The sequence below is a fragment of the Leptospiraceae bacterium genome (assembly GCA_016708435.1).
GTDB lineage: Bacteria > Spirochaetota > Leptospiria > Leptospirales > Leptospiraceae > UBA2033.
Genome location: JADJFV010000009.1, coordinates 50,279 through 71,184 on the forward strand (window position 1 = coordinate 50,279; position 20,906 = coordinate 71,184).

Annotated in this window: 14 protein-coding genes; 7 read left to right on the forward strand and 7 right to left on the reverse strand. The window is 36.3% G+C overall.

Translation table 11 applies throughout. The features are described from left to right. Positions 1 to 214 precede the first annotated feature (214 nt). From trpB to IPH52_14615, 5 genes are all read left to right on the forward strand, one after another. On the forward strand, positions 215 to 1,411 hold the full coding sequence (trpB, locus tag IPH52_14595; protein MBK7056246.1) for a tryptophan synthase subunit beta: 1,197 nt from the start codon (positions 215 to 217) through the stop codon (positions 1,409 to 1,411). After that, positions 1,411 to 2,211, forward strand: a complete 801-nt coding sequence (locus IPH52_14600; GenBank protein ID MBK7056247.1) for a tryptophan synthase subunit alpha — start codon at positions 1,411 to 1,413, stop codon at positions 2,209 to 2,211. The genes trpB and IPH52_14600 overlap by 1 nt, the downstream gene beginning before the upstream one ends. A 95-nt stretch (positions 2,212 to 2,306) precedes the next feature. Further along, a complete protein-coding gene (locus IPH52_14605; GenBank protein MBK7056248.1) occupies positions 2,307 to 4,592 on the forward strand; it encodes an adenylate/guanylate cyclase domain-containing protein in 2,286 nt (761 codons plus the stop codon). Between the two features lie 2 nt (positions 4,593 to 4,594). Next, on the forward strand, positions 4,595 to 6,472 hold the full coding sequence (locus IPH52_14610; GenBank protein ID MBK7056249.1) for a 1-deoxy-D-xylulose-5-phosphate synthase: 1,878 nt from the start codon (positions 4,595 to 4,597) through the stop codon (positions 6,470 to 6,472). Positions 6,473 to 6,517: 45 nt separating this feature from the next. Further along, complete coding sequence (locus IPH52_14615; GenBank protein ID MBK7056250.1) at positions 6,518 to 6,985, forward strand: hypothetical protein; 468 nt, start codon at positions 6,518 to 6,520, stop codon at positions 6,983 to 6,985. A gap of 103 nt (positions 6,986 to 7,088) precedes the next feature. Here IPH52_14615 and IPH52_14620 read toward each other — a convergent pair whose 3' ends face one another. The 5 genes from IPH52_14620 to IPH52_14640 form a co-directional block, all read right to left on the reverse strand. Next, complete coding sequence (locus tag IPH52_14620) at positions 7,089 to 9,350, reverse strand: hypothetical protein (GenBank protein MBK7056251.1); 2,262 nt, start codon at positions 9,348 to 9,350, stop codon at positions 7,089 to 7,091. Between the two features lie 63 nt (positions 9,351 to 9,413). Continuing rightward, on the reverse strand, positions 9,414 to 10,115 hold the full coding sequence (locus tag IPH52_14625; protein ID MBK7056252.1) for a cyclic nucleotide-binding domain-containing protein: 702 nt from the start codon (positions 10,113 to 10,115) through the stop codon (positions 9,414 to 9,416). Positions 10,116 to 10,126: 11 nt separating this feature from the next. Then, complete coding sequence (locus IPH52_14630) at positions 10,127 to 10,639, reverse strand: cyclic nucleotide-binding domain-containing protein (GenBank protein MBK7056253.1); 513 nt, start codon at positions 10,637 to 10,639, stop codon at positions 10,127 to 10,129. Between the two features lie 624 nt (positions 10,640 to 11,263). Further along, complete coding sequence (locus IPH52_14635; protein ID MBK7056254.1) at positions 11,264 to 12,700, reverse strand: ammonium transporter; 1,437 nt, start codon at positions 12,698 to 12,700, stop codon at positions 11,264 to 11,266. Between the two features lie 26 nt (positions 12,701 to 12,726). Beyond that, a complete protein-coding gene (locus tag IPH52_14640; GenBank protein MBK7056255.1) occupies positions 12,727 to 14,562 on the reverse strand; it encodes a SpoIIE family protein phosphatase in 1,836 nt (611 codons plus the stop codon). Positions 14,563 to 15,096: 534 nt separating this feature from the next. On the opposite strand from IPH52_14640, the gene IPH52_14645 reads away from it, so the two are divergent. Further along, complete coding sequence (locus IPH52_14645) at positions 15,097 to 15,660, forward strand: hypothetical protein (protein MBK7056256.1); 564 nt, start codon at positions 15,097 to 15,099, stop codon at positions 15,658 to 15,660. Positions 15,661 to 15,735: 75 nt separating this feature from the next. Here the strand turns inward: IPH52_14645 and IPH52_14650 are convergent, their stop codons facing one another. Both IPH52_14650 and IPH52_14655 read right to left on the reverse strand, forming a co-directional pair. Further along, positions 15,736 to 17,262, reverse strand: coding sequence for a PAS domain S-box protein (locus IPH52_14650; GenBank protein ID MBK7056257.1), 1,527 nt, complete (start codon positions 17,260 to 17,262; stop codon positions 15,736 to 15,738). After that, the gene (locus IPH52_14655) at positions 17,249 to 19,198 is read right to left on the reverse strand and encodes a PAS domain-containing sensor histidine kinase (protein MBK7056258.1); all 1,950 of its coding nucleotides are present in this window, start codon (positions 19,196 to 19,198) and stop codon (positions 17,249 to 17,251) included. The genes IPH52_14650 and IPH52_14655 overlap by 14 nt, the downstream gene beginning before the upstream one ends. A 263-nt stretch (positions 19,199 to 19,461) precedes the next feature. On the opposite strand from IPH52_14655, the gene IPH52_14660 reads away from it, so the two are divergent. Beyond that, complete coding sequence (locus tag IPH52_14660) at positions 19,462 to 20,895, forward strand: hypothetical protein (protein MBK7056259.1); 1,434 nt, start codon at positions 19,462 to 19,464, stop codon at positions 20,893 to 20,895. Positions 20,896 to 20,906: the final 11 nt, after the last annotated feature.

The following is a 20,906-nucleotide window of genomic DNA, read 5'->3' on the forward strand; positions in this document are numbered from 1 at the left end:
CACAGAGGTAGAAAGTGTTGAGTTTTTTTACTGTCATTTCGAACATCGCTTGGCAGAAGGCTTTGTGGCAAAGTAAAAGGGTGGATGTGAGAAATCTATTTTGCAACAGAACGGTAGTATTAAGCTAGATAGACCTCTCACGATGATGCTGTTCGAGGTGACAGGGGTAACTCTCAGTGCCTCTGTGGCAAAGAATTAATCTTAGGAGCAATTTATGAAAGATAAAAATTTTGGGGAAGAGCAAGGTTATTTTGGGGATTTCGGGGGACGTTATGCGCCGGAGATATTAACGGATGCACTCGTTCAATTGGAAAAAGTATATTTAAAACTTAGAAACAATCCTAAATTTTTAAAAGAGCTTCAATACTACAATCAAAATTATGTTGGAAGACCTTCTCTACTAACGTTTGCAGAAAGATTAACCAAGTCTTGGGGTGGTGCTAGAATTTGGCTCAAGCGAGAAGACTTAAATCATACAGGTGCGCATAAGATTAATAATACGGTAGGTCAGGCACTCCTAACCCGTGCTATGGGAAAGAAAAGAATCATAGCAGAAACGGGTGCGGGGCAACATGGATTAGCCACTGCAACTGTTGGAGCACTCTTTGATATGGAAACTGTTATTTATATGGGGGCAGAAGACGTTAGACGACAGGAATTAAACGTTTATAAAATAAAACTCTTAGGTGCCAAGGTAGTTCCTGTAACGTCTGGGACTGCAACGCTTAAAGATGCAACGAGTGAAGCAATGCGGGAATGGGCACTGAGTGTGGCAAATACGCATTATATTGTAGGATCAGCCATTGGTCCTCATCCGTTTCCAACTATAGTAAGAGATTTTCAATCTATCATTGGAAAAGAAACCAAAGAGCAATTCAAAAAGAGAAATAAAAAGCTTCCTGATGCTGTCATTGCCTGTGTTGGTGGTGGTTCGAATGCAATTGGTATGTTTTACGGATTTTTGAAAGACAAGAAAGTAAAACTCTATGGCGTCGAAGCAGGTGGACTTGGAAATAAACCAGGAGAGCATTCTGCGACGATTACATTTGGTAGACCTGGATTTTTACATGGAACTAAGACATTAATCATTCAAGATGCGGGTGGACAAATTGTTCCGGCACATTCCGTATCCGCAGGTCTTGATTATCCAGGTGTCGGTCCTGAACACGCCTATCTTGCTTCCATAAAACGCGTTGAGTATGTAAGTGTGAGCGACAAAGAAGCGTTAGCCTCCTTTATTGAAGTTTCTAGGATGGAAGGAATAATTCCTGCCTTAGAGACTGCTCATGCGTTTTCTGCTGCCAAGAAATTAGCGAAAGAGATGGGAAAGAAAAAAGATTTAGTTATTTGTCTTTCAGGAAGAGGGGACAAGGATACAATGGAAGTTAGCCGCTTATTAGGAGATAAATAATGGGAAGCTTAAAAGAATGCTTTGAGAACAAAAAGAATCGCAGTAATTTTATTCCTTACATCTCGCTAGGTGATCCGGAGTATGCGCTATCTGTCGAATGGGCGAAGGCACTCATTGACGGAGGAGCAGATATTTTAGAATTAGGAATTCCCTTCTCTGATCCTACCGCTGACGGTCCTGTGATTCAGAAGTCTTATATGCGAGCCCTTGCAAAAGGTTTTTCGATGGATAAAGTTCTAGAGACTACGAAACAGATTCATGCGTATAAGCCGAATATACCTCTTGTATATCTAACTTATTTGAATCCTGTGATTTCCTATGGAGAAGAAAAGTTTTTTAAAAAAGCTTACTTGGCAGGAATAAGAGGAATTGTTATTCCGGATTTACCTGTAGATGCAAAAGATTCCGCCTATGTGCTTGAGAAAGCGAGAGCTAGCGAAATTGACATTATTCATTTGATTACGCCTGCAAGTTCTAAAGAGAGAATTGAGCAAATAAAAAAAGTAGCTTCTGGATTCATCTACTATGTGACGTCTTATGGTGTTACAGGAGAAAGGGCGAACTTTGCGCAGGATTTAAAGATGAGAATTGAAATGGTTCGCAAATCTTTAAAGCTGCCTATTTGTGCGGGATTTGGAATTTCTTTACCGGAACAAGCAAAATCAATCTCTGCTTATTCTGATGGAATCATTATAGGTTCCGCAATTCAAAGAATCATTGAGGAAAAATCCTCTCATGTAGATGCCTGTGCGAAGGCATTGCATGAATATGCAAAAGAAATTGCTAGGGCTGTTCATTAATCTTGTTACTTCAAAGGAAATTCTTGACGATTCTAGTTTCATTCTGAATCATTCTAAAAGCCCTAAATTCAAACAAATCAACCGGAGTTACCCAAATGAGTGAAAAACAAAGTAAGCTGTCAATCATAGATATCATATCTTTGACTACTTTTTCTATTGGAGCCCTCGCTGTCTCAATGAGTGCTTTTTTGCCGCCGAATATTCTGTCTGCGCAAATGAGTATTTTAGGAGTCATTCTGCTTCTTGGTTCTTTTTACTATGTATATAAATTCATAGAAAAAATTTCAAAGGAGAAGCAGGTAATAGGAAGTATCCTCATTGCTGTAGGTCTTGCCTTAACGATTTTTACCGCTAAGAATATTTTGAAACTAATGCAAACTGCTGAGGAGTCTTCTATTGCTTGGAGATTCTATTTATTGAAAGGCAGTCCGGGCAAAGGCGCGCTAAGCTCTGATAAAGGATACATTGAAAAAGTAAACGAAATTGAAGGGGCACGTAAAGATATTCGAATCATTGGAATCAAAACAGAAACTCTCGAGAAGTTGCAGGGCAACTGGCCTATTGATTGGAAAAAGTATGCAGAGCTTGTAAATGCATTTAAGGGAACTAGCAATATGCTCTTATTCGATATTTTCTTTGTAGACTATAAGCCTGTCCAAAAGGATGCAATGGAGGCGGCACTCAAAGGAACTAATAATGTAATGTTTGACTATTCGATTGAATCGACTGCTGAGTCTAGAAGCTCAGTGATTAATCTTGATTCAAGAATTGAAAAACTACGCCGATTCAAATTGAAGCATGTGAAAGATGAAGATGATCAGGGAGTATCCTGGTTAAGTTTTGCCGTTCCTCCGATTGAGCAAGTAACAGAAAATTCTGCTGGAGTTGGATTTGCGAATATTCGAAAAGAAGAAAGTTCGTCTAATCGTCATATGCCGCTTGTTGCCAAAGTTTACAATCATGGTCCGAATAACGAAACAGAATACTATCCATCGATTGACTTAATTGCAACGGCTCGTTTTCTAGGAGTTGATGTTGTAGAAGATACAGAAGTTGTAATGGGAAAATATGTTAAAATCAAAAACATTCCGAAAAAGATGATTAAAGACAAGAATGGCGAGCATGATATCATGACCATCCCGAATCCAGAAAGAGAAATTGTAATTCCAATAGATATTTACGGGCAAATGGAAATTAACTTTGTAGGCTCTCTTTTTTGCTTTAGAGATGATGATTTATACGACGTAGCTGAATGGGGCAAAGAATATGCTACGCAGTATTCTGATACAATCTTTCTTGTCGCAATGTATTATGCTACCGGTAGAGGTGCTTCAAAGGATACACACCTTTCACCATATGGGGAGATGTCTGGAATTGAGCATCACGCGCATGCGATCAATACGATTTTAAACCAGAGTTTTATGGCTGACTCGCCTGAAGGGGTAAATCTATTTATCTTCTTAATCGTTGCAATAATTATAGGGTTCATTCAACCCAAAGTAAAAACATGGTTTGCTTTTATTTTCATTTTCTTATTTGTTATAGGGTATACAGCAATTAGCCTCGGTTTATTTTCAAAGTTCAATCTGATAATTCCCCTTCCAAGCATAGTCATTGAACAATTAATGGTGTTTGTTGCAATTATTGGATTTAAAATTTTAACAGAAGAAGCAAACGTTAAATACATCCGAAATACTTTTTCCAAATTCGTTTCAAAAGATGTAGTAGATGAGCTTTTGAGACACCCTGAAAAAATAGCACTAGGCGGTGCCAAAAGAGAAATCACAATTTTCTTTTCAGATATTAGAGGTTTCACCACATTATCCGAAGCTCTAAGTCCAGAAGAGCTTGTAAAATTATTAAACGAATATCTTTCTACTATGACAGAGATAATCATTGAGTGTAAAGGAACCATTGATAAATACATGGGTGACGCTATCATGGCATTCTGGGGCGCGCCGGTTGACTTAGAGGATCATGCGTATTATGCGTGCGTTGCTTCGCTCATTCAAATGGATAAATTAGCGCAATTGCAAGCTAGCTGGAAGCAGAGAAATCTACCTTCCATTGATATAGGGATTGGTTTGAACACTGGATCTGCTGTTGTGGGTAATATGGGTAGTTCGCAGCGAATGGATTACACTTGTATGGGTGATACGATTAATTTAGGTTCACGCTTGGAAGGTTCTAATAAGACTTACGGGACAAATATTATTATTTCGGAATATACATTTGAGAGAGTTAAAGACCGAGTATACGCAAGAGAATTAGATTTAGTGCAAGTAAAAGGAAAAACTCATCCTGTAAGAATTTATGAGCTAATAGGTTTAATCGATGATGAAGATATTAAAAAAGTTACAAAGCCGCTGGTTATTTCCTGAAAATGAGTTTTAAGTATTTAGATAAAATTAATGATCCAACTGACCTACGAAAAATTTCTAAAGAAGAGTTAGAAATAGTTTGTTCTGAAATTCGCACTTATATCATTGATACACTTGCGAGCGTTGGAGGTCATTTCGCTAGTAACCTCGGAGTTGTTGAGCTAACAGTTGCACTGCACTATGTATTTGACACGCCTATAGATCGTTTGATATGGGATGTGGGTCATCAGACTTATCCGCATAAAATTCTAACGGGTAGAAGAGAATCTCTTAAAACTGTTAGAAAATACGGAGGAATATCTGGATTTCCGAAAAGAGAAGAGTCAAATTATGATTTATACAACACCGGACATGCAGGGACTTCTATCTCGCAGGTTCTAGGAGAAGCGGTTTCTCGTGATTTGCTGCATAAAAATTATAATTGTATAGCAGTCATTGGAGATGCGTCAATTGCAACAGGTATGGCACTGGAAGCACTAAATCATGGGGGGCATATAAAGCCGAATTGTTTGGTTGTTTTAAATGACAATTATATGTCTATCTCTAAAAATGTTGGATCTATTTCAAATTATTTAAACAATATAATCACTTCCACTTTTTTCAATCAATGGAAAAAAGTATATTACACTATTCTAAAATGGTTACCACTCATAGGTCCTGCACTTGTTAGTGTATCGCGAAGATTAGAAAAAGGTTTCAAAGACTTCCTTGTTCCAGGCGCCCTGTTTGAAGATTTAGGTTTTCATTATATAGGTCCAATTGATGGACATGATATTCAAAATCTAGTTACCGTTTTAGAAAAGGTTAAAAAAATGGAAGGACCTTTGTTACTCCATGTAATCACTCAAAAGGGTAAGGGCTATATACCGGCAGAAAATGATCCAATCAAATACCACGGAGTAACGCCGTTTAATATTGAAGATGGAGCGATGAACGTAGATTCGAAAATTGGATATAGTAAAATCATTGGTGAATGTTTGATTCGTATGACTACAAAGAATCCTGCTGTTGTAGCAGTAACTCCTGCGATGATAGAAGGAAGCGGATTAAAAAATTACTCGATAAAATTTCCAGAAAATACCTTTGATGTAGGAATCGCGGAGCAACATTCAGTAGCCTTTGCCGGTGCTTTGTTAGGAGGCGGGGTAATACCGTTTATGTGTATTTATTCTACTTTTCTGACTCGTGCCTTGGACCAAATGGTTGAAGATATTTCCCTAATGAATCTGCCTGTTCGTTTTGTAATTGATAGAGCAGGGTGTGTTGGGGCGGATGGAGAGACGCATCAAGGACTTTTTGATTTGGGATATCTTTGTAGTCTTCCTAATATGAGTATTCTAGCTCCTTCTAGTGCTCAGGATTTAATTGACTCCATGTTTTTCATGGAAGACTATACGAAGGGACCTATTGCAATTCGTTTTCCCAAAGCGAGCGAGTCAGCGGATAATATAAATTATACCAAACGAAATAGTTTGACGGAAGGAAGACTAAGAGTTCTAAATGAAGGCAAAGATGTCACAATTATTTCTGTCGGATCTATGCTAGATACGGCAAAGAAAACTCAACAAATATTAGAAAAGTCTAATATTTCCACTGGCATGATAGACTTATTTTGGATTCGTCCACTGGATGTAGAAGGGCTAACAAGCATTATATCCAATTCAAAACATTTCGTGATTCTAGATGAAAGTTATTTAGATGCCGGTGTATCAGGTTATGTCTTAAACAGAATTCATCCAATGTATTTGAATCGATACATAAAGACGTTTGCATTTCCACCTGACATAATCACCCACGGAGAAAAGAGTGAAATTTTTAAACACTATCATCTAGATGAGAATTCAATCGCCGCTGAAATTATTTCTTTTCTCAAAAATTAAAGACCTGAAATTGCATAACCGATTATATATATAGCGGTTAGTTTCATGGAACAAATAAACTTTATATCAGCACATAATGAAGTAGGTAAAGATCATTTTAATTCAGGTGACATAGAGAGAGCTAATTTTTATTTTCTGAAAGCAATGGAGGAAGATGAAAACTACGAAAGCCTCTTTTATTTAGGTTTAATTGAAAATCAAGACGGTAATTATAGAGAAGCGCTTTCTTATTATTACCGTGCCATACTGCTTAATCCTGATTATGGAAATCCATGCAACGAAATCGGCGTCATCCTCCTCAGACATGGAAGAGATAGAGAAGCGGTATTTTGGTTAAAGCGCTCTATCAGATGTTCTATTAACGATGCACCACATATTCCTCTTTTCAACTTAGCCACACTTTATAAAATGTGGAATAGACCAGAGCGGTCCCTTCAGTATTTACACAAGGCAATTATGATCGCGCCATCTTTTAAAGAGGCGATTGATCTTAGAAAGCAATTGTTAGATTGACTTCTTACTTTGTTAATAGCTTTATAGGCTGAGAAAAAACAATTTCATAATCTAGGTTTGAGTTGTAGAATAATGTGCGTTATCCGGTAACTCAACAAAAGCGTCAAATTTCTTTCTTCAATTTATGAATATTGCTACCTTTAACATATTTAAAATAATCACGCTCGACGGCTTGGTATAAATAATTGTAATAAGCTGCAAGTCCTGTGCTTCTTCCTGCTGCCGATTGAAATTTAAAGTATTCAGCGATTTGAGATCGGATATGTGGATTCTTTAAATCACTTCGCTGGAGGATAATCATGGTTGGTTTTCCCTTAGGCACAAAGTCTGCTGGAATTGTAATGATAGCAGAATAGAAAAGCATTGCGTTTTCAATTGTAGAAATAACTTTATCATCATTCTTTTCTTTTGCGAAGATTTGTGAATTTGCTTTGATGAGGTCTAGATTTTCCCGTATTGTTTCTTTTAGACTTGCTCTATCATGAATTCTTTCTTCAATAGAATTGAATTTAGCCTTGAATACATAGGACTCAGATGCTTTTAAAACTTGATTGGTTTTCTCTGTTTCAGTGCCAACTGCTTCATTGTCAGAGTCAGAATTTCCTTCTTCTTTTTGTTCGCGGGTAATAAACGGTTTGCGCCTGAATAGAATAGCAAGGAAGAGTCCGGCTACAAGACTCACAGGAATGCTTAAGAGAGCAAAGAGTAGATCGTTATACGTATTGTATAAAACTAAAAAATAGATGAGTGAAATTGTAAATCCAGTTACACCTGCTACGAGATTATAATTATTTTTAAATTCAATTCTATGTCTTCGTTTTGTTTCTTCATTTCTGAGTTCTTCAATCTTTCGAAGCAACTTCTCTTTATCTGCTTCTGTAACCATTGAATCAATGTCTGTTCTATTGGTTTCTTTGAATTTGCTCAAAATTATTTTCGAAATATCTAATTGTTTTTGATAAGCCTTATTTTCCATTGTCAAACGAGTTAGATTGTGAATTACGCAAGTAATATAACCCGGATGAGTAACGTAAAAAAACTCTTTGCCTTCATTGCTCATAGATTCAAAGAAACCATATTTGGTTTGGATAATTTGTTTTAGATCTTTTTCAAGTTCGTATAATAGTTGTTTGTCGGCGATATTAGATTTTGCAAGCGTTGCCCGTAAATCTAATACAAATAAAGTAAGTTTATCCTTTGTATGGTCATCGATTTTTTTTTGCACATTATCCAGGAATACGCTAGATAAGTATTTTTCTTTATATTTAACAAGATCATCCATTCGGGCATAAAGTTTTTTACAAATTTGAATAGATTCTTCGCAAGTCTCTAGAATTTTTTTTACATTCTCGTCATTGGCTGCTTTTCCAGGAAAAAGGGAGATTAACTCAAATAATTCGTCCATTCTTTCTCGAATCGATTCTGGATCTTCCGGATAACTCGTGTTATACTTCTCTTTGTATTTCGAAAGGGTCGATTGATAAAGATGAAATTTTAATTTTTCAGCGGAGCTGCCCAGATATTTTAGAACAAATTTTTCTAGGCTTTCTACTTGCGACTTATAGTGATAAATCACTTCTGGAACTTTTGTATATTCTCCCGTTTCAGTGAATTCAACTTTTTCTTGAATCATATGATAGTCTGGTAAGATTTGAACAAGCTTGTCTGACTTTAACCCATAATTTGTAAAATCTTCGATGAAGTCGGTTAATGGGATGTATGCGTAAGGCTGAAATCCTTTCTTCAATAGACTGATTAATTCGCTTTCCACTGAAAGTAGCTTCGGAAATAGCCATTCACTTCCGCTTTTACTAAGTCTTAAAAGAGACATTTCTGTCGTATCGTCTGCTCGTCTTGTGTTCTTAGATCGTGTGGTAAGCATTTGGTCAATAATTCTCTTGGAAGAATCAAAGCAATTATCGCGGTAGGGTTTAATCGGTGTTTGCTTGTCTTTTTGTGGGGCTATTAGCATAATCTTGGGAATAATTTTATTACTCTCAAGGATTAAAATTGGATATAGATAACCATATTTCTCTCTGCCATTGGTATAAAGATCAAGCATTTGCTTTAATGCACCGTTGATAGCTGCTGGAGTTTTTTCAGTTTCCTTTAAGGAACTTTCTTTTTGAAGCAGGGTATGTAAATAATCCAGGCTGAGAAGGCTACTCGTTTCTGTGTCAGAACCATTAAGGCTCTTCAGTTGATTGTGTCTGTCTCTTGCCAAATCCAAAATTCTTTTGAGTAGGTTTGTAACTTTAGAATAGACAGGAATATGAATAAAGTCAGCCGATTCCTCTTTTGTTTTGCTTCCCATTTCAGAAAAGGCAGACATCTTGGGGTCTGTTAAAATACTTTTTGGATCCATTTTAATTTCTACTCGTTAATAATTTTCGGATTTCAGATTTCATAGCAGTATTTTTTTATTTTTTCAGATGATGATTTCTTTTAATAGTCTTGAATGTCTTTTTTTAACAATATCTACCTTATCATCTAAAACGAATCTATCTTTTACGACTATCAGTCCATTCGAAAAGGAAAAATTTTGATCGGATAGGAACTCATTGATTCTATCCGAATTGATATCCATGATGTCTACCATTCGAAGTAATTCCTGTAAGGAAAAACGGAAAATAAATTTATCTTTAGTTTTGTCAGCGTCTGCTTTTGCCATTTCATCTGCGATAAGCATCTGCAATTGAATATAAAGTTTTACATTCGGATCGCTTACTTTTAACATATAAACTCTATGAAACGCATACCAAAGTCTTCGCGATACAACATGAAATATCTTAACGAGTATTGTTTCGTCTACCTTTTCCAAAATTGTATTGGCGGTTAATCTTTGTATAACGCAATCTTCAAATGCTATTGCGGTTGCATTTCTAGATCTTTGGTTTAGAATTGCCATCTCTCCAAAGATTTCTCCTTTGCCAAGAATTCCAAGAATAAATTCATGCCCATCTACTAATTTACTAATTTTAACAGACCCCTGAAGAACAATATAAAAGTAATCGTCCTCAGGCTCATCTTCTACAAAAATAATATCGCCTTTTTGTAATACAAAAGTAGAGTCATCAGTATAATATGGATAATTCGGTAAGGAGTATTTGGGATTTTCTTTCTTCAACATATCCTGTGCTTCTACAACCTTATCGGGATCTTTTTCTTTTTCAAAATTCCTTCTAAGTATTTCTTAAGAGAAAAGCAAGCTAGTTTGTTTTGTTCGTGTGTAATATAAATTCTTGCATTCTGGATTAATTTTTCAGGGTAATCCTGATTATCCGTTTTATCTTTTTTGTCAGGATGAATATGGTCAATGAAGGCGCGAAGTTTATCTGCGTTGTAAGAAATTATTTTTAAAAATACTTCCTGGTTATTTTTTAAATACTCAAAGAAGCTTTCTAAAGAAAGTCGAATTACAATGCAATCTGTCGCTGCTATGAGTGTGCTACTATGTGGATTTCCTGTTATGGCGGATACATATCCAAATGTATCACCTGGTAAATACCGATTCAAATTCTTAGAGGCAAATTTAAAAATGGATTCAATATTAATTTCCCCTGATTTGAGTATATGAACAAATCCGGGATTAGGAGTATGCGCCATTGAAATCATGGCACCTTTGGTGTATTGAACAATGGCTTTACTTGACATAGTTTTTTTGATTGCGAATCGGTATATATACCAGATATCAAATCAAGGTAAAGATTTCAATGAGAAAGATAATTCACAGCTAACTACTAATGGGTTTTGCCCCCGAGACACCTCAATGTCATTAAGTTAAGGAAAATGGGATGTCACGCAAAGTCGCAGAGAGGCTAAGGGTTTTAAAAGAGCTATTTTTCTTTGGATTTATAATGTTTTTAAACAGTTCGTATCATGCAAAAAAAATCTTTGCGGCTTTGGGTGACATCTTATCTTAATGACATTTGGCGAAGCGGTGTAATTCCCATAGGAGCAGCGTAGGCGAAGGGGTCTCAGTGAAAACATACAAGGTAAGAGAGAGGATAAACCGCTTGGGAAATAACCCAATTACGGATAATGGTAGTCGAATAAGAAGTAAAAGACTACAGAAAAGATTATTCAATTAATACGGATGCTTAAAGAGAAAATGAGGGAAATGTCTCGAATTTTTTTTTAAATAGTTTTCATGGAAAGCCGTGTGCGGTAAATCCTCATGCACTGTTTGTTGAGGGGAAGGGAGGTCGTAAGACCCCCTTTCTACTCTACTGCTCGGAGTTTATGCTGAGCATTACCGAAGTATGGTGAAAGATTCTATTAAGACTTATAATCTGGGTAAGCTTCGTTTCCATGCTCTAATAAATCAAGTCCAATGATTTCTTCGTCCTCACTTACTCTAAGTCCAATTGTTTTCTCCATTGCAAAAAAGACTGCATAGCTGAGAGTAAACGACCAAAGGAATGCCAATGCAACTCCAGTCAATTGAACGCCTAATAGAGAGAAACCACCTCCGAAGAAAAGACCATTAGGTCCTGATCCAAAGTTAGCATCCGCAAATAAGCCTACAGCCACTGTTCCCCATGCTCCATTGATACCATGCACACTCACAGCGCCGACAGGATCATCTATTCCTAATTTATCTAAAAGTAAAACTCCGCCAACTACCAATAATCCGCCAATGAGCCCAATGATTACAGCCGAGGTTATTCCTACATTATTGCAGCCTGCGGTAATAGCGACTAATCCCGCTAAGCCACCATTTAAAGTGATTCCAATGTCAGGCTTTTTAAATAAAAGCCAACTTAATGCCATAGCAGAAAGTGCTCCTGCCGCTGCTGACATATTTGTTGTAATTGCAACGATGGCAAAGGAACCACCGTTAATTACACCGGTGCTTCCTGGATTAAATCCAAACCAACCTAACCACAAAATAAAAACACCCATGGCGGCTATTGTCATATTGTGTCCTAAGATAGGGATGATTACTCCACCCGGTTGATAACGACCGATTCTGGGTTTTAAAACCATTGTTCCTGCAAGTCCTGCCCAACCTCCGATTGAATGAACAACTGTAGAGCCTGCAAAGTCGATGAATCCCATTTTTGCTAAAAATCCTACATTCTTTACATCGAATAGATTTGACCATACAAAGCTTCCAAAGATTGGATAAATGAAGGATGTCATTAGAAAGGAATACATTAAGTATGCTGTAAACTTTGTTCTTTCTGCCATTGCACCGGATACAATCGTAGTAGCAGTTGCAGCAAATACCAATTGAAATAAGAAGAATCCAAATTTAAAGGAAGAAGGCTTTCCCGATTCATCCAAAAGTAAACCTGTTTCTAGAAAGGATATTTTTCCAAGTCCGACTCCTTCTATAATATGTGGACCGAACATTAAGGAAAAACCAATTAGCCAAAAACAAATGGATCCTAATGTAAAGTCGGAAAGATTTTTCATTAGAATATTAACAGCGTTCTTTGCTCTTGTAAATCCTGCTTCTACAAGGGCAAATCCAGCTTGCATAAAAAAAACTAAAAAGGAGGCAATACAAACCCAAAGTAGATTTACTTCGCTTCTAAATACTTCTGATTCTTGTTTAATAGCAAGACTAGCTTCCTTTAAGACTTTGATTTCTTCTCTAAAAGATTCAATGATCGGATCTTCCGGAGGAGGAGCCGTATCGCTTTGACCTGAATCTTGCGAAAAAATTGGCAAGCTTAAAAATAAAATCAATGTGTAAACTTTTATCATTTTTTATTCCTTATTCTTTAAATGAATTATTCAGAAATCTCTTCCGTATTGGTTCTAATGAATGTAATTCCTTCTAATTTTTTCAGGGATACTTTTAATGCATCATTGCTCGGAGTGCTTTTAATTCCCTGCTGTAATGTCTTGATTGCCTTTGGGATTGCATTTTCTTTTAAATAACACTTTGCCAATAAAAGACTAGCTTTTGCGAATGTATGGTCACAGGAAAGGGATTTCTTTAACGCTCTTTTGGCTTCGGGTAGTCTATCTGAGTTAAACAATGCTTTGCCGTAAAGGTAGTGGATAATCGCAGTATCCTCTCCACTCGTTCGAATGTACTCGTCTATGAATTTCACACTCTCTTCGTACTTTCCATCGTTGTAATACATTTTCCCCAGGAAAAGTAAATTATCTTTGATAGATGGATCAATCTTGTATGCTTGTAAGGCAAGAGAGTAGGCGTCTGCATTGTTTTTTTCTCGTGCAGAAACTTTTGCCATTCGAACCAGAGGCAAAGCATCCGTAATCGTGGTATTACATTGTAAGAGAAGCATAGCTAAGTCATCGCCATTTTTTTGTCCACCTTTAAATTCTTTCCAATCGGATAATACCGATTGCACGATGTCCTTTGCAAATACATTACTTTTTTCACTCTTTAGGCGCTCTTTGGCTTTTATAAAGGAATCTATGAATCTGGAATGTCCATATTCCTCGCTATTACCATCTTTTTGTTCTGTAAAACCATCTGTGAACATCAGCAAGTATTCACCGGGTTCAACCTTGCCATACATCTCTTCATAGTCGGATTTTTTAACATCTAAGATTCCGAGTGGAACACCTCTTGAGTCAAGCTCATCTGTTGTATTATCATTTTTAAAATGGATGATTTTTTGATGACCACCATTGATATAAGAATACGAATAATCATGATAAATTCGTAAAATAAATGCTGTAAAGTAGGTGGATTCAGGAAGCTGTGGCTTCAAAGCCTTTCCTAATTGCTCCATAATTTCTGCCAGACCGAGACCTTGAATCACAAATCGATTGAAATGAAAGTGAATTGCCATTGTTACGAGTGCAGCAGGAATTCCATGCCCGGATACGTCCACCATAATGGCTGTCATGGTGTTGCCTTGCTTGACCACATCAAAATAATCGCCACTTACTTCTACCATTGGCTCATAATGTGTGCCAAAATAAATTCCGTTCCAAGGATGAAGCTGGTGTTGTAGAATTTGACTTTGGACATTTCGTCCCATCTTTAAATCCCATTCCAATTGAGACAGAATAGCAGCTTCTCTAGCTCTTGCGGTCATTAGACCCTCAATTAGTCTTACGCCGGTCAAAGCAAGAGCTAATTGAGCGCCTAAAGCCTCAAGAATTTCCAGATCATCTTCTTTATAAAAGAATGCAATGTCAGATTCTACAGATATTGTCCCTAGGACGTCATCCTTGTAAGTAATCGGTACACAGAGTACGCACATCGTAGTCTCTTGGTCGTCTAAAAAATCCGGTGTCTGTCTCAAATCAGGGATGATTAAAGATTTTTTAGTTTCAAATGCTTGCCCGGAGTATCCCTCACTAGGAAGCAAATTTCGTCTAGGTGGTGTAGTTTCTTTGATGTATTTGATTGGAACTAAAAGCTCGCCATCCCAAAGTCTCAAAGTAGTATTATCGCATTCAAAGATTTCCTTGCAGAGGGTTATAAGGGTATCAAAAAGGTCTTCCTCCCGCCCTACATTAGAGAATTCCTTACTAATATAGAGCAATACGGCAATCTTGTTCTGATCAGACAAACCACCGACCACCTTTTTAGCCCCTCTAAATGAAATTACCTTTCTAGTTCCATATTTTAGCTCTATCATAGCAATTGTCCTTCCTTAATAATATGCAAGTAATGTGCCGATTCAATATTGTTCTATACGCTTATTATTTAAACAATCCATCAATTTTGTTTCTAAAAAAAACTATTTACTTAAAAAATATACCTACTCATTTTTCTGACACAAAAGATGCGTTATTTTTATTGCATTAGTGTAAATGGCAAGCACTATTTTTGCCCGGGATAGATGAAAGATACTATCAAATATACTGTCAATGTTACTGTTCTCAATACTCTCTACTTTTTAGAAGTATCTTTGATAGTATCCTTAATAGTATCAGAGATCGAAAGTTAGATAACCCTTCAGAGGCTTATTGGTTGCTATTTTCCTAATCCTCCGTGATCTTTTGGTGCTTCTTGGAAAAAAATTTCTCTACGATAAATGCAAAACCAGAGAAGGATAAATAGTAATAGTATTTGACTTTCTCCTGAAATGAGCAAAGGCTTTAAGGATATGAAACGATTTATACTAATATTTGGGTTTTTACCAATTTCTTTTTTAGGGGGGGAGGCCTCGATGGATTGGCAACAATACATTCCGCAGAATCAAAATGCAAGCGTTAGATATGGAATTACGAATTTAGGAGAAGAAACTATTTCTTCGATTACCATTCATGGACCCGCAACAATGAATGGAACTAAAATTCTAGAACTCGTAGAAGTGAATGGAACCTTGAATGCAAATAAGGCTAATATCAATAAGCTTACTCTTAACGGGAATTTTGAAGGTTTGGATATTCATTTGAAAGAAGGGAAGATTAACGGAACAGTTAGTTTACGCAAGAGCAAAGTTTCAGGAATCATTACTGTTTACGGACTATTAACCGCTAGTGAATGTGAATTTTTAAATTCTATCGTAATTGATTCAACAGAAATTCATTTTTCCAAATCGACTCTGCAAGACATTAATGTAATAAATAATGCTACGAATCCTACAGTGCAAAAGATTTATCTAAATGACAATACCATTCTAAAAGGTAAGATTTCATTTAAAAGCGGCAAAGGAGAAGTATTCGCTAGCGGCAAATCCACAATTACCGCATCACAAGTAATCGGAGGAAAGATTACTCAAAAGGATTGACCTTAATAGAAGAATACTCTCTGCGAACTCTGTGTTTCCTACGGTCAATAGGTCATTTCTTAACAGAGTTCCTTCTCATTTAACTAGGGGCAGAGTAAATGTAAAATTACTTCCTTCGCCAAATTTGCTTTCTACCTGAATAGTTCCACCTTGTATCTCAGTGAGTTCTTTGCAAAGGATTAGTCCTAGCCCCGTGCCTCTTTCATTAGCAGTTCCTAGTTTAGTAAACTTGGAGTCTATTCGAAATAGCTTATCAATATTATCCGCTTTCATTCCTATCCCAGTGTCGATCACGGATATTTCTACAAAATCGTCCGAGACTTTGGTGGATACAGTCACTTTGCCCCCGGGAAATGTAAACTTTATAGCATTTGTTAATAAATTTCTAAGAATTGTGTTTGTTAAAATTGGGTCAGCAAAAATAAATTTTCCAGCAGGTAGATCAAGATGGATTGAAATATTCTTTTCGAATGCATTTCCACTCACTAATGGAATTGTCGCTTCAATGATAGCATCGATAGAGGTGATCATTGGATTAAAAGATATTTCACCAGTTTGGGACCTAGCCCATTGCATTAGATTTTCTAGAAGGGCAAATGCGGATTTGGCGGAAGTCTGAATCATGTCAGAAAGTTTAAGTAATTCCTTTGACTTTATATCTTCCAATCCTTTAACTTTTTCTCGGAGTATATCGTTTACTCCTAATATACCTGCAAACGGATTACGAAGATCATGCGCTATGATATTAAAAAATTTGTCTTTAGTTGCATTGAGTGCTTCTAGATTTTGTGCATTCTCTTTTAGTTTTTCCGAATTGTTTCGAATTTCAGTTATATCAGATACAATGCCAACAAAATGTTCTAAATTTTCTCGGTCTATTTTCAAACCTGCAACAGTAAGATTTGTCCATATAGTGCTGTTGTCTTTTTTGAAGTATCTTTTTTCCATAGAAAAGGAGTTGATTTCTCCTCGTCGTAGCTTCGCGGTTAACGCAATATTTACTTCTAGGTCTGTCGGATAAGAGATGTCAACTAAATTCTTCTTTAAAAATTCTTCTTCCGTATAGCCGAGCAAATTGCAAAAAGTAGGATTGACTAAAACAATGTTGCCAGTATTCATTTCGACAATTGCAATGCCTAAAGGAGCATTATCAAAAATGGCGCGAAATTTTAATTCACTCATTTTCAATTTGTTTTCTGCCAATTTTTGTCCTGTAATTAGTTCATGTGCAATGACAATATTTCCACTTCCGTCACGAAAGCGGGTAACACGAGCCCGAAACCAACGTAATTCAGTCGGGCTATGGCACGGATACTCAAGCGTAAACTCTTCTGCCTGTCCGTGGATAACGCTCATAATCCCTTCATACATGGGAAGGGCTTCTTCTGATCTAGAACCTGTTGCAGTTGTGCAAATATCCAAGTAATTAAGTCCTATACTGCTTTCTGTCCCCGATGAATTTGTTTGAAAGAAATCACGCCATCTTTGATTTACAGCAAGTATGATTCCTGCTTTATCTATAATACAAACATTGGCAGATACTGAGTCTAATGCTGCTTGTGCAAAGGCAGCCGAATTGAGAAGAGAGTTATTTATATTCATTAAGATACCCAGCTAGCGGCAAAGTGAAAGTAAACGTGCTTCCTTTACCTAATTCACTTTCTACCCAAATTTTTCCGCCTTGTTTTTCTGCGAATTCTTTGCAAAGAATTAGACCGAGTCCGGTTCCTTTTTCGCTTTCAGTTCCAAGATTGGAGAATTTTGAATCGATTCTAAAAAGCTTATCTAGATTCTTTGGCTGCATTCCCATGCCTGTGTCAGAGATTGAAACTTCAACAAAGTTACTTGTAAATTTATTGGAGATGATTATTTTTCCGTTCGGAAAAGTAAACTTGATCGCGTTGGTTAAAATATTTCTAAGAATTGTCTTAGTAATTTCGGGATCAGCGTAGATAAATTTTTCTGTATCTAGTTTTCTTTCTATGGTTATATTTTTTTTGAATGCATTGCCTTCGACTAATATGAGAGTAGCCTCAATGATTGCATTGATGGACGTAATCATTGGTTCAAAACGCATATCTCCTGTCTGTGATCTTGCCCATTGCATCAGATTCTCTAAAAGCGAAAAAGCGGACTTTGATGAGGATTGAATGAGTTGAGAAATTTTTAAGATATCATTTGAATTCTCAGTGTTCTCTAATTTTAATTTTTCTTCTAGCATCTCAGATATTCCAATGATCCCAGCAAACGGGTTACGGAGATCATGCGCTATGATATTAAAAAATTTATCTTTAGTCTGAATAAGGTTTTCCAATTCAATCATGTATTTATTTCTTTCTTCATCGGCTCTTTTCTTTTCATTGATATCTCGTGCATTTAACAAAACCCCGATAATTTGATTGGCTCTATTTTTAATTGGGGCATATTGTATTTCAAACCAGAGCTTAGTATTGTGAATGAGAAAAAATTTTTCCATCACAATTCTTTCTCCTTGAAGCGCACATTGAAAGTTTTTTTCGAATAATTCTTTTTCTTCTGAAGAGATAAAAGATAGAATAGATTCGCCGACTCTAAGTTCAGTATTGAATATCACTTTGGCGTTATTAGCCGCAACATTATTATAAAATTCAATAGTCTTATTCGGATTCAAAAAAAGAATAGATTCTAAACTATTATCTAAAATTGCCCTTGTTCTAGCTTCCGATACACGCAATGCTTCTTCTGCATTCACCCTCTCGGTGATGTCTGTTCGAATAGCGAGGTATTGTTCAATTTCTCCATTTACATTTCTAAGTGGAGCTATAGTTGTGGCTACCCAATAGTAACTCTTATCCTTTGCACGGTTTCTAATTTCTCCGTGCCAAGTGTCACCACTTTGAATTGTGGAATACATATTCTGAAAAAAAAATTTAGAATGATAGCCTGAGTTTATGATTCGATGGTTTTTGCCGATTAATTCTTCTTTTGAATATTTGCTGATTTTACAAAATCGCTGATTAACATAAACAATCGTTCCATTCTTATCAGTAATAGCGACTATTGCATGTTTGTCGATAGCGTTTTGTCTTTGCGCAATTTCTAAACTCGATTGTCTTAATCGAGTATACAATTCTGTATCAAAGTCTTTGTTTTTTTTTAATTCGGTAATATCATCAAAGGTTATATAAACTCCAGAAGGATCCGATTTCTCCTCTGTAAACACTGGAATAGCTTGAATGTTTATCCATATGTATTTTTGCGCAGCAGAATTAAAAACTCCCATTATCTTATTTTTTATTTCTTTTCCTGTTTTTAGAGCTACCGATGATGGATGCTCTTCACCTGGAAATGGGTAACCATTTTCTTGTATCGCCATCCAATTGGTATCATTAGAATCTCTTCCTTGAATTTCTTCCAGGGTAATACCGAGTATGCGCAGAGCGGAGGCATTCGCAAACTGTATTTTGCCTTCTGAATCTTGAAATACGAAGCCTTGGGGTAGTGTGTCAGCGAACGCTTCCGTATTAAGGTGTAACTTATATTTAGGAATATTGTTCATATACTCTATTTTGCTTTTTTTGGGCTAAGGATTAAAAAGAATAAGTCTAGTTTAAAGACTTTTTTACTATTAGACATTGATTTTATTTTTACTGACAAGCATTTTTCTTTGCCGAGGCAAAAATACTTAATTTTGCGTAAAGTTAAAAATAAATTTCGTTTTTTTAAGATTCGTTTTTTTATCATCGAAAAATTTTACATTCTGGCATAGAACTTGATTGAATACTTGAAAGTTTTTTCATACCTATCAATCTTGTTTTAACTGTGATAAATGCAATGTTGAAACCCAAGCCGATGAACAAGCTGATTTCGCTGATTTTCCTTTATTCCTTTGCGCATTCATCGATTTTTAGTATTTCTCGACCGCCGCTACTAGTGTCACCTATTGATTTATCCGAAAAAGGCTTGGATTTTTCTAATCAAAAGGACTCCGAAAAAAAGAAATCTTCCAAAGTTCCAGCTTCCTGGGGAGGAAGTTCACTTGCACAGGAAACAAAGAAAGTGGATGGGTTTGACATGACGGTCTATTCTCTTTCTGGTGGAGCTTGGATTCTCCATAAAAAAGTGAAATTATCCGCAAGCACAATAGAAATTCTAGGTGAAGAGGCTTACAAGGGTTTTCTCAAAGGACAAACGAAAGTGGAAGATCCTGAAAATGGAATTACGCTGACCGCAGGAAAAGGAATATATGATAAATCCGCTGAGACTGTTATCCTAGAAGGTCGTCCCACTTTGTATTTCAAAGACAAAGAAAAAAAGATTACAAAAATCACAGCTCCTTACTTAAAGCGATATTTGTCTGACAACAAAACTGTATTTGAAGGTGGAGTTATTGTGGAAAATGGGGAGTATACTATTTATTCGGAGACAGCAGTGTTCTTAGAAAAAGAAGATTCGCTTCTTATGGAAAATTATCCTTTTATTTTTGGAAAAGATACATTTTTGACAGGAGAGAAAGTTACCTATTCCAATGCAACGAAGAATACAGTCTTAGAGAATGATACAATTCTTTTAAAATTAGGATACGAAAATCCAAGAAAAAAAGCTTCGTTAAAAAAAGATGCAAAGTCGGACGCGGATAATGGCGATAAGCCTGAGTCGCAAGAATCGGATACACCTGAAAAAGTAAAAAGAATTTCTATATTCACCGGTGAGAAAATGATTTACCAAACAGGTGATGACGAAACCCGCTATGTTGGTATGTTTGGAACAGCTAAGATGTTGCGGGATGATTTTGAGTTTAGTGGTTCTTATATAAAAGCATTCGGAAAAGAAAATGGAAACATAGAAGCAAAAGAAGAAGTAGTTTTACTGGACAAAGAAAATCATATTAGATTATCCGGAAATGTTTTAGAGCATAGCAAAGAAAAAGATTATACGCATATTACTGATAATGCGCTAATTGAATTTTTAGACAAGGAAAATGCAGAAGTAAATTCAACTATGACATCAATAGAAATAGAAAGGTTTGGAGAGAAAAAAGAAGTGGTCTCTCGCGGAGATGTCAACTTAGTATCCAATGAATCTACTGTGCATGGAGAATATGCGACGTATTTCGAAGAATCAGAAAAAATGTATGTAGAAGGAAATCCAAGTTTGAAACAAGAAAACAAAACTGTATATTGTGGGCGAATCATCATTTACCCTAACTCGGATAAAATTATTTTAACAGATGGACTAAACGTAAATAAAAAATGAGCCAGAAAACA

What these genes read in the sequence shown, in the direction of transcription:
- trpB (MBK7056246.1), top strand. Translation starts at nt 215, where the DNA reads ATGAAAGATAAAAATTTTGGGGAAGAGCAAGGTTATTTTGGGGATTTC.
- IPH52_14610 (MBK7056249.1), top strand. Translation starts at nt 4,595, where the DNA reads ATGAGTTTTAAGTATTTAGATAAAATTAATGATCCAACTGACCTACGA.
- IPH52_14625 (MBK7056252.1), bottom strand. Translation starts at nt 10,115, where the DNA reads ATGTTGAAGAAAGAAAATCCCAAATACTCCTTACCGAATTATCCATAT.
- IPH52_14630 (MBK7056253.1), bottom strand. Translation starts at nt 10,639, where the DNA reads ATGTCAAGTAAAGCCATTGTTCAATACACCAAAGGTGCCATGATTTCA.
- IPH52_14620 (MBK7056251.1), bottom strand. Translation starts at nt 9,350, where the DNA reads ATGGATCCAAAAAGTATTTTAACAGACCCCAAGATGTCTGCCTTTTCT.
- IPH52_14655 (MBK7056258.1), bottom strand. Translation starts at nt 19,198, where the DNA reads ATGAACAATATTCCTAAATATAAGTTACACCTTAATACGGAAGCGTTC.
- IPH52_14645 (MBK7056256.1), top strand. Translation starts at nt 15,097, where the DNA reads ATGGATTGGCAACAATACATTCCGCAGAATCAAAATGCAAGCGTTAGA.
- IPH52_14650 (MBK7056257.1), bottom strand. Translation starts at nt 17,262, where the DNA reads ATGAATATAAATAACTCTCTTCTCAATTCGGCTGCCTTTGCACAAGCA.
- IPH52_14605 (MBK7056248.1), top strand. Translation starts at nt 2,307, where the DNA reads ATGAGTGAAAAACAAAGTAAGCTGTCAATCATAGATATCATATCTTTG.
- IPH52_14600 (MBK7056247.1), top strand. Translation starts at nt 1,411, where the DNA reads ATGGGAAGCTTAAAAGAATGCTTTGAGAACAAAAAGAATCGCAGTAAT.
- IPH52_14635 (MBK7056254.1), bottom strand. Translation starts at nt 12,700, where the DNA reads ATGATAAAAGTTTACACATTGATTTTATTTTTAAGCTTGCCAATTTTT.
- IPH52_14615 (MBK7056250.1), top strand. Translation starts at nt 6,518, where the DNA reads ATGGAACAAATAAACTTTATATCAGCACATAATGAAGTAGGTAAAGAT.
- IPH52_14640 (MBK7056255.1), bottom strand. Translation starts at nt 14,562, where the DNA reads ATGATAGAGCTAAAATATGGAACTAGAAAGGTAATTTCATTTAGAGGG.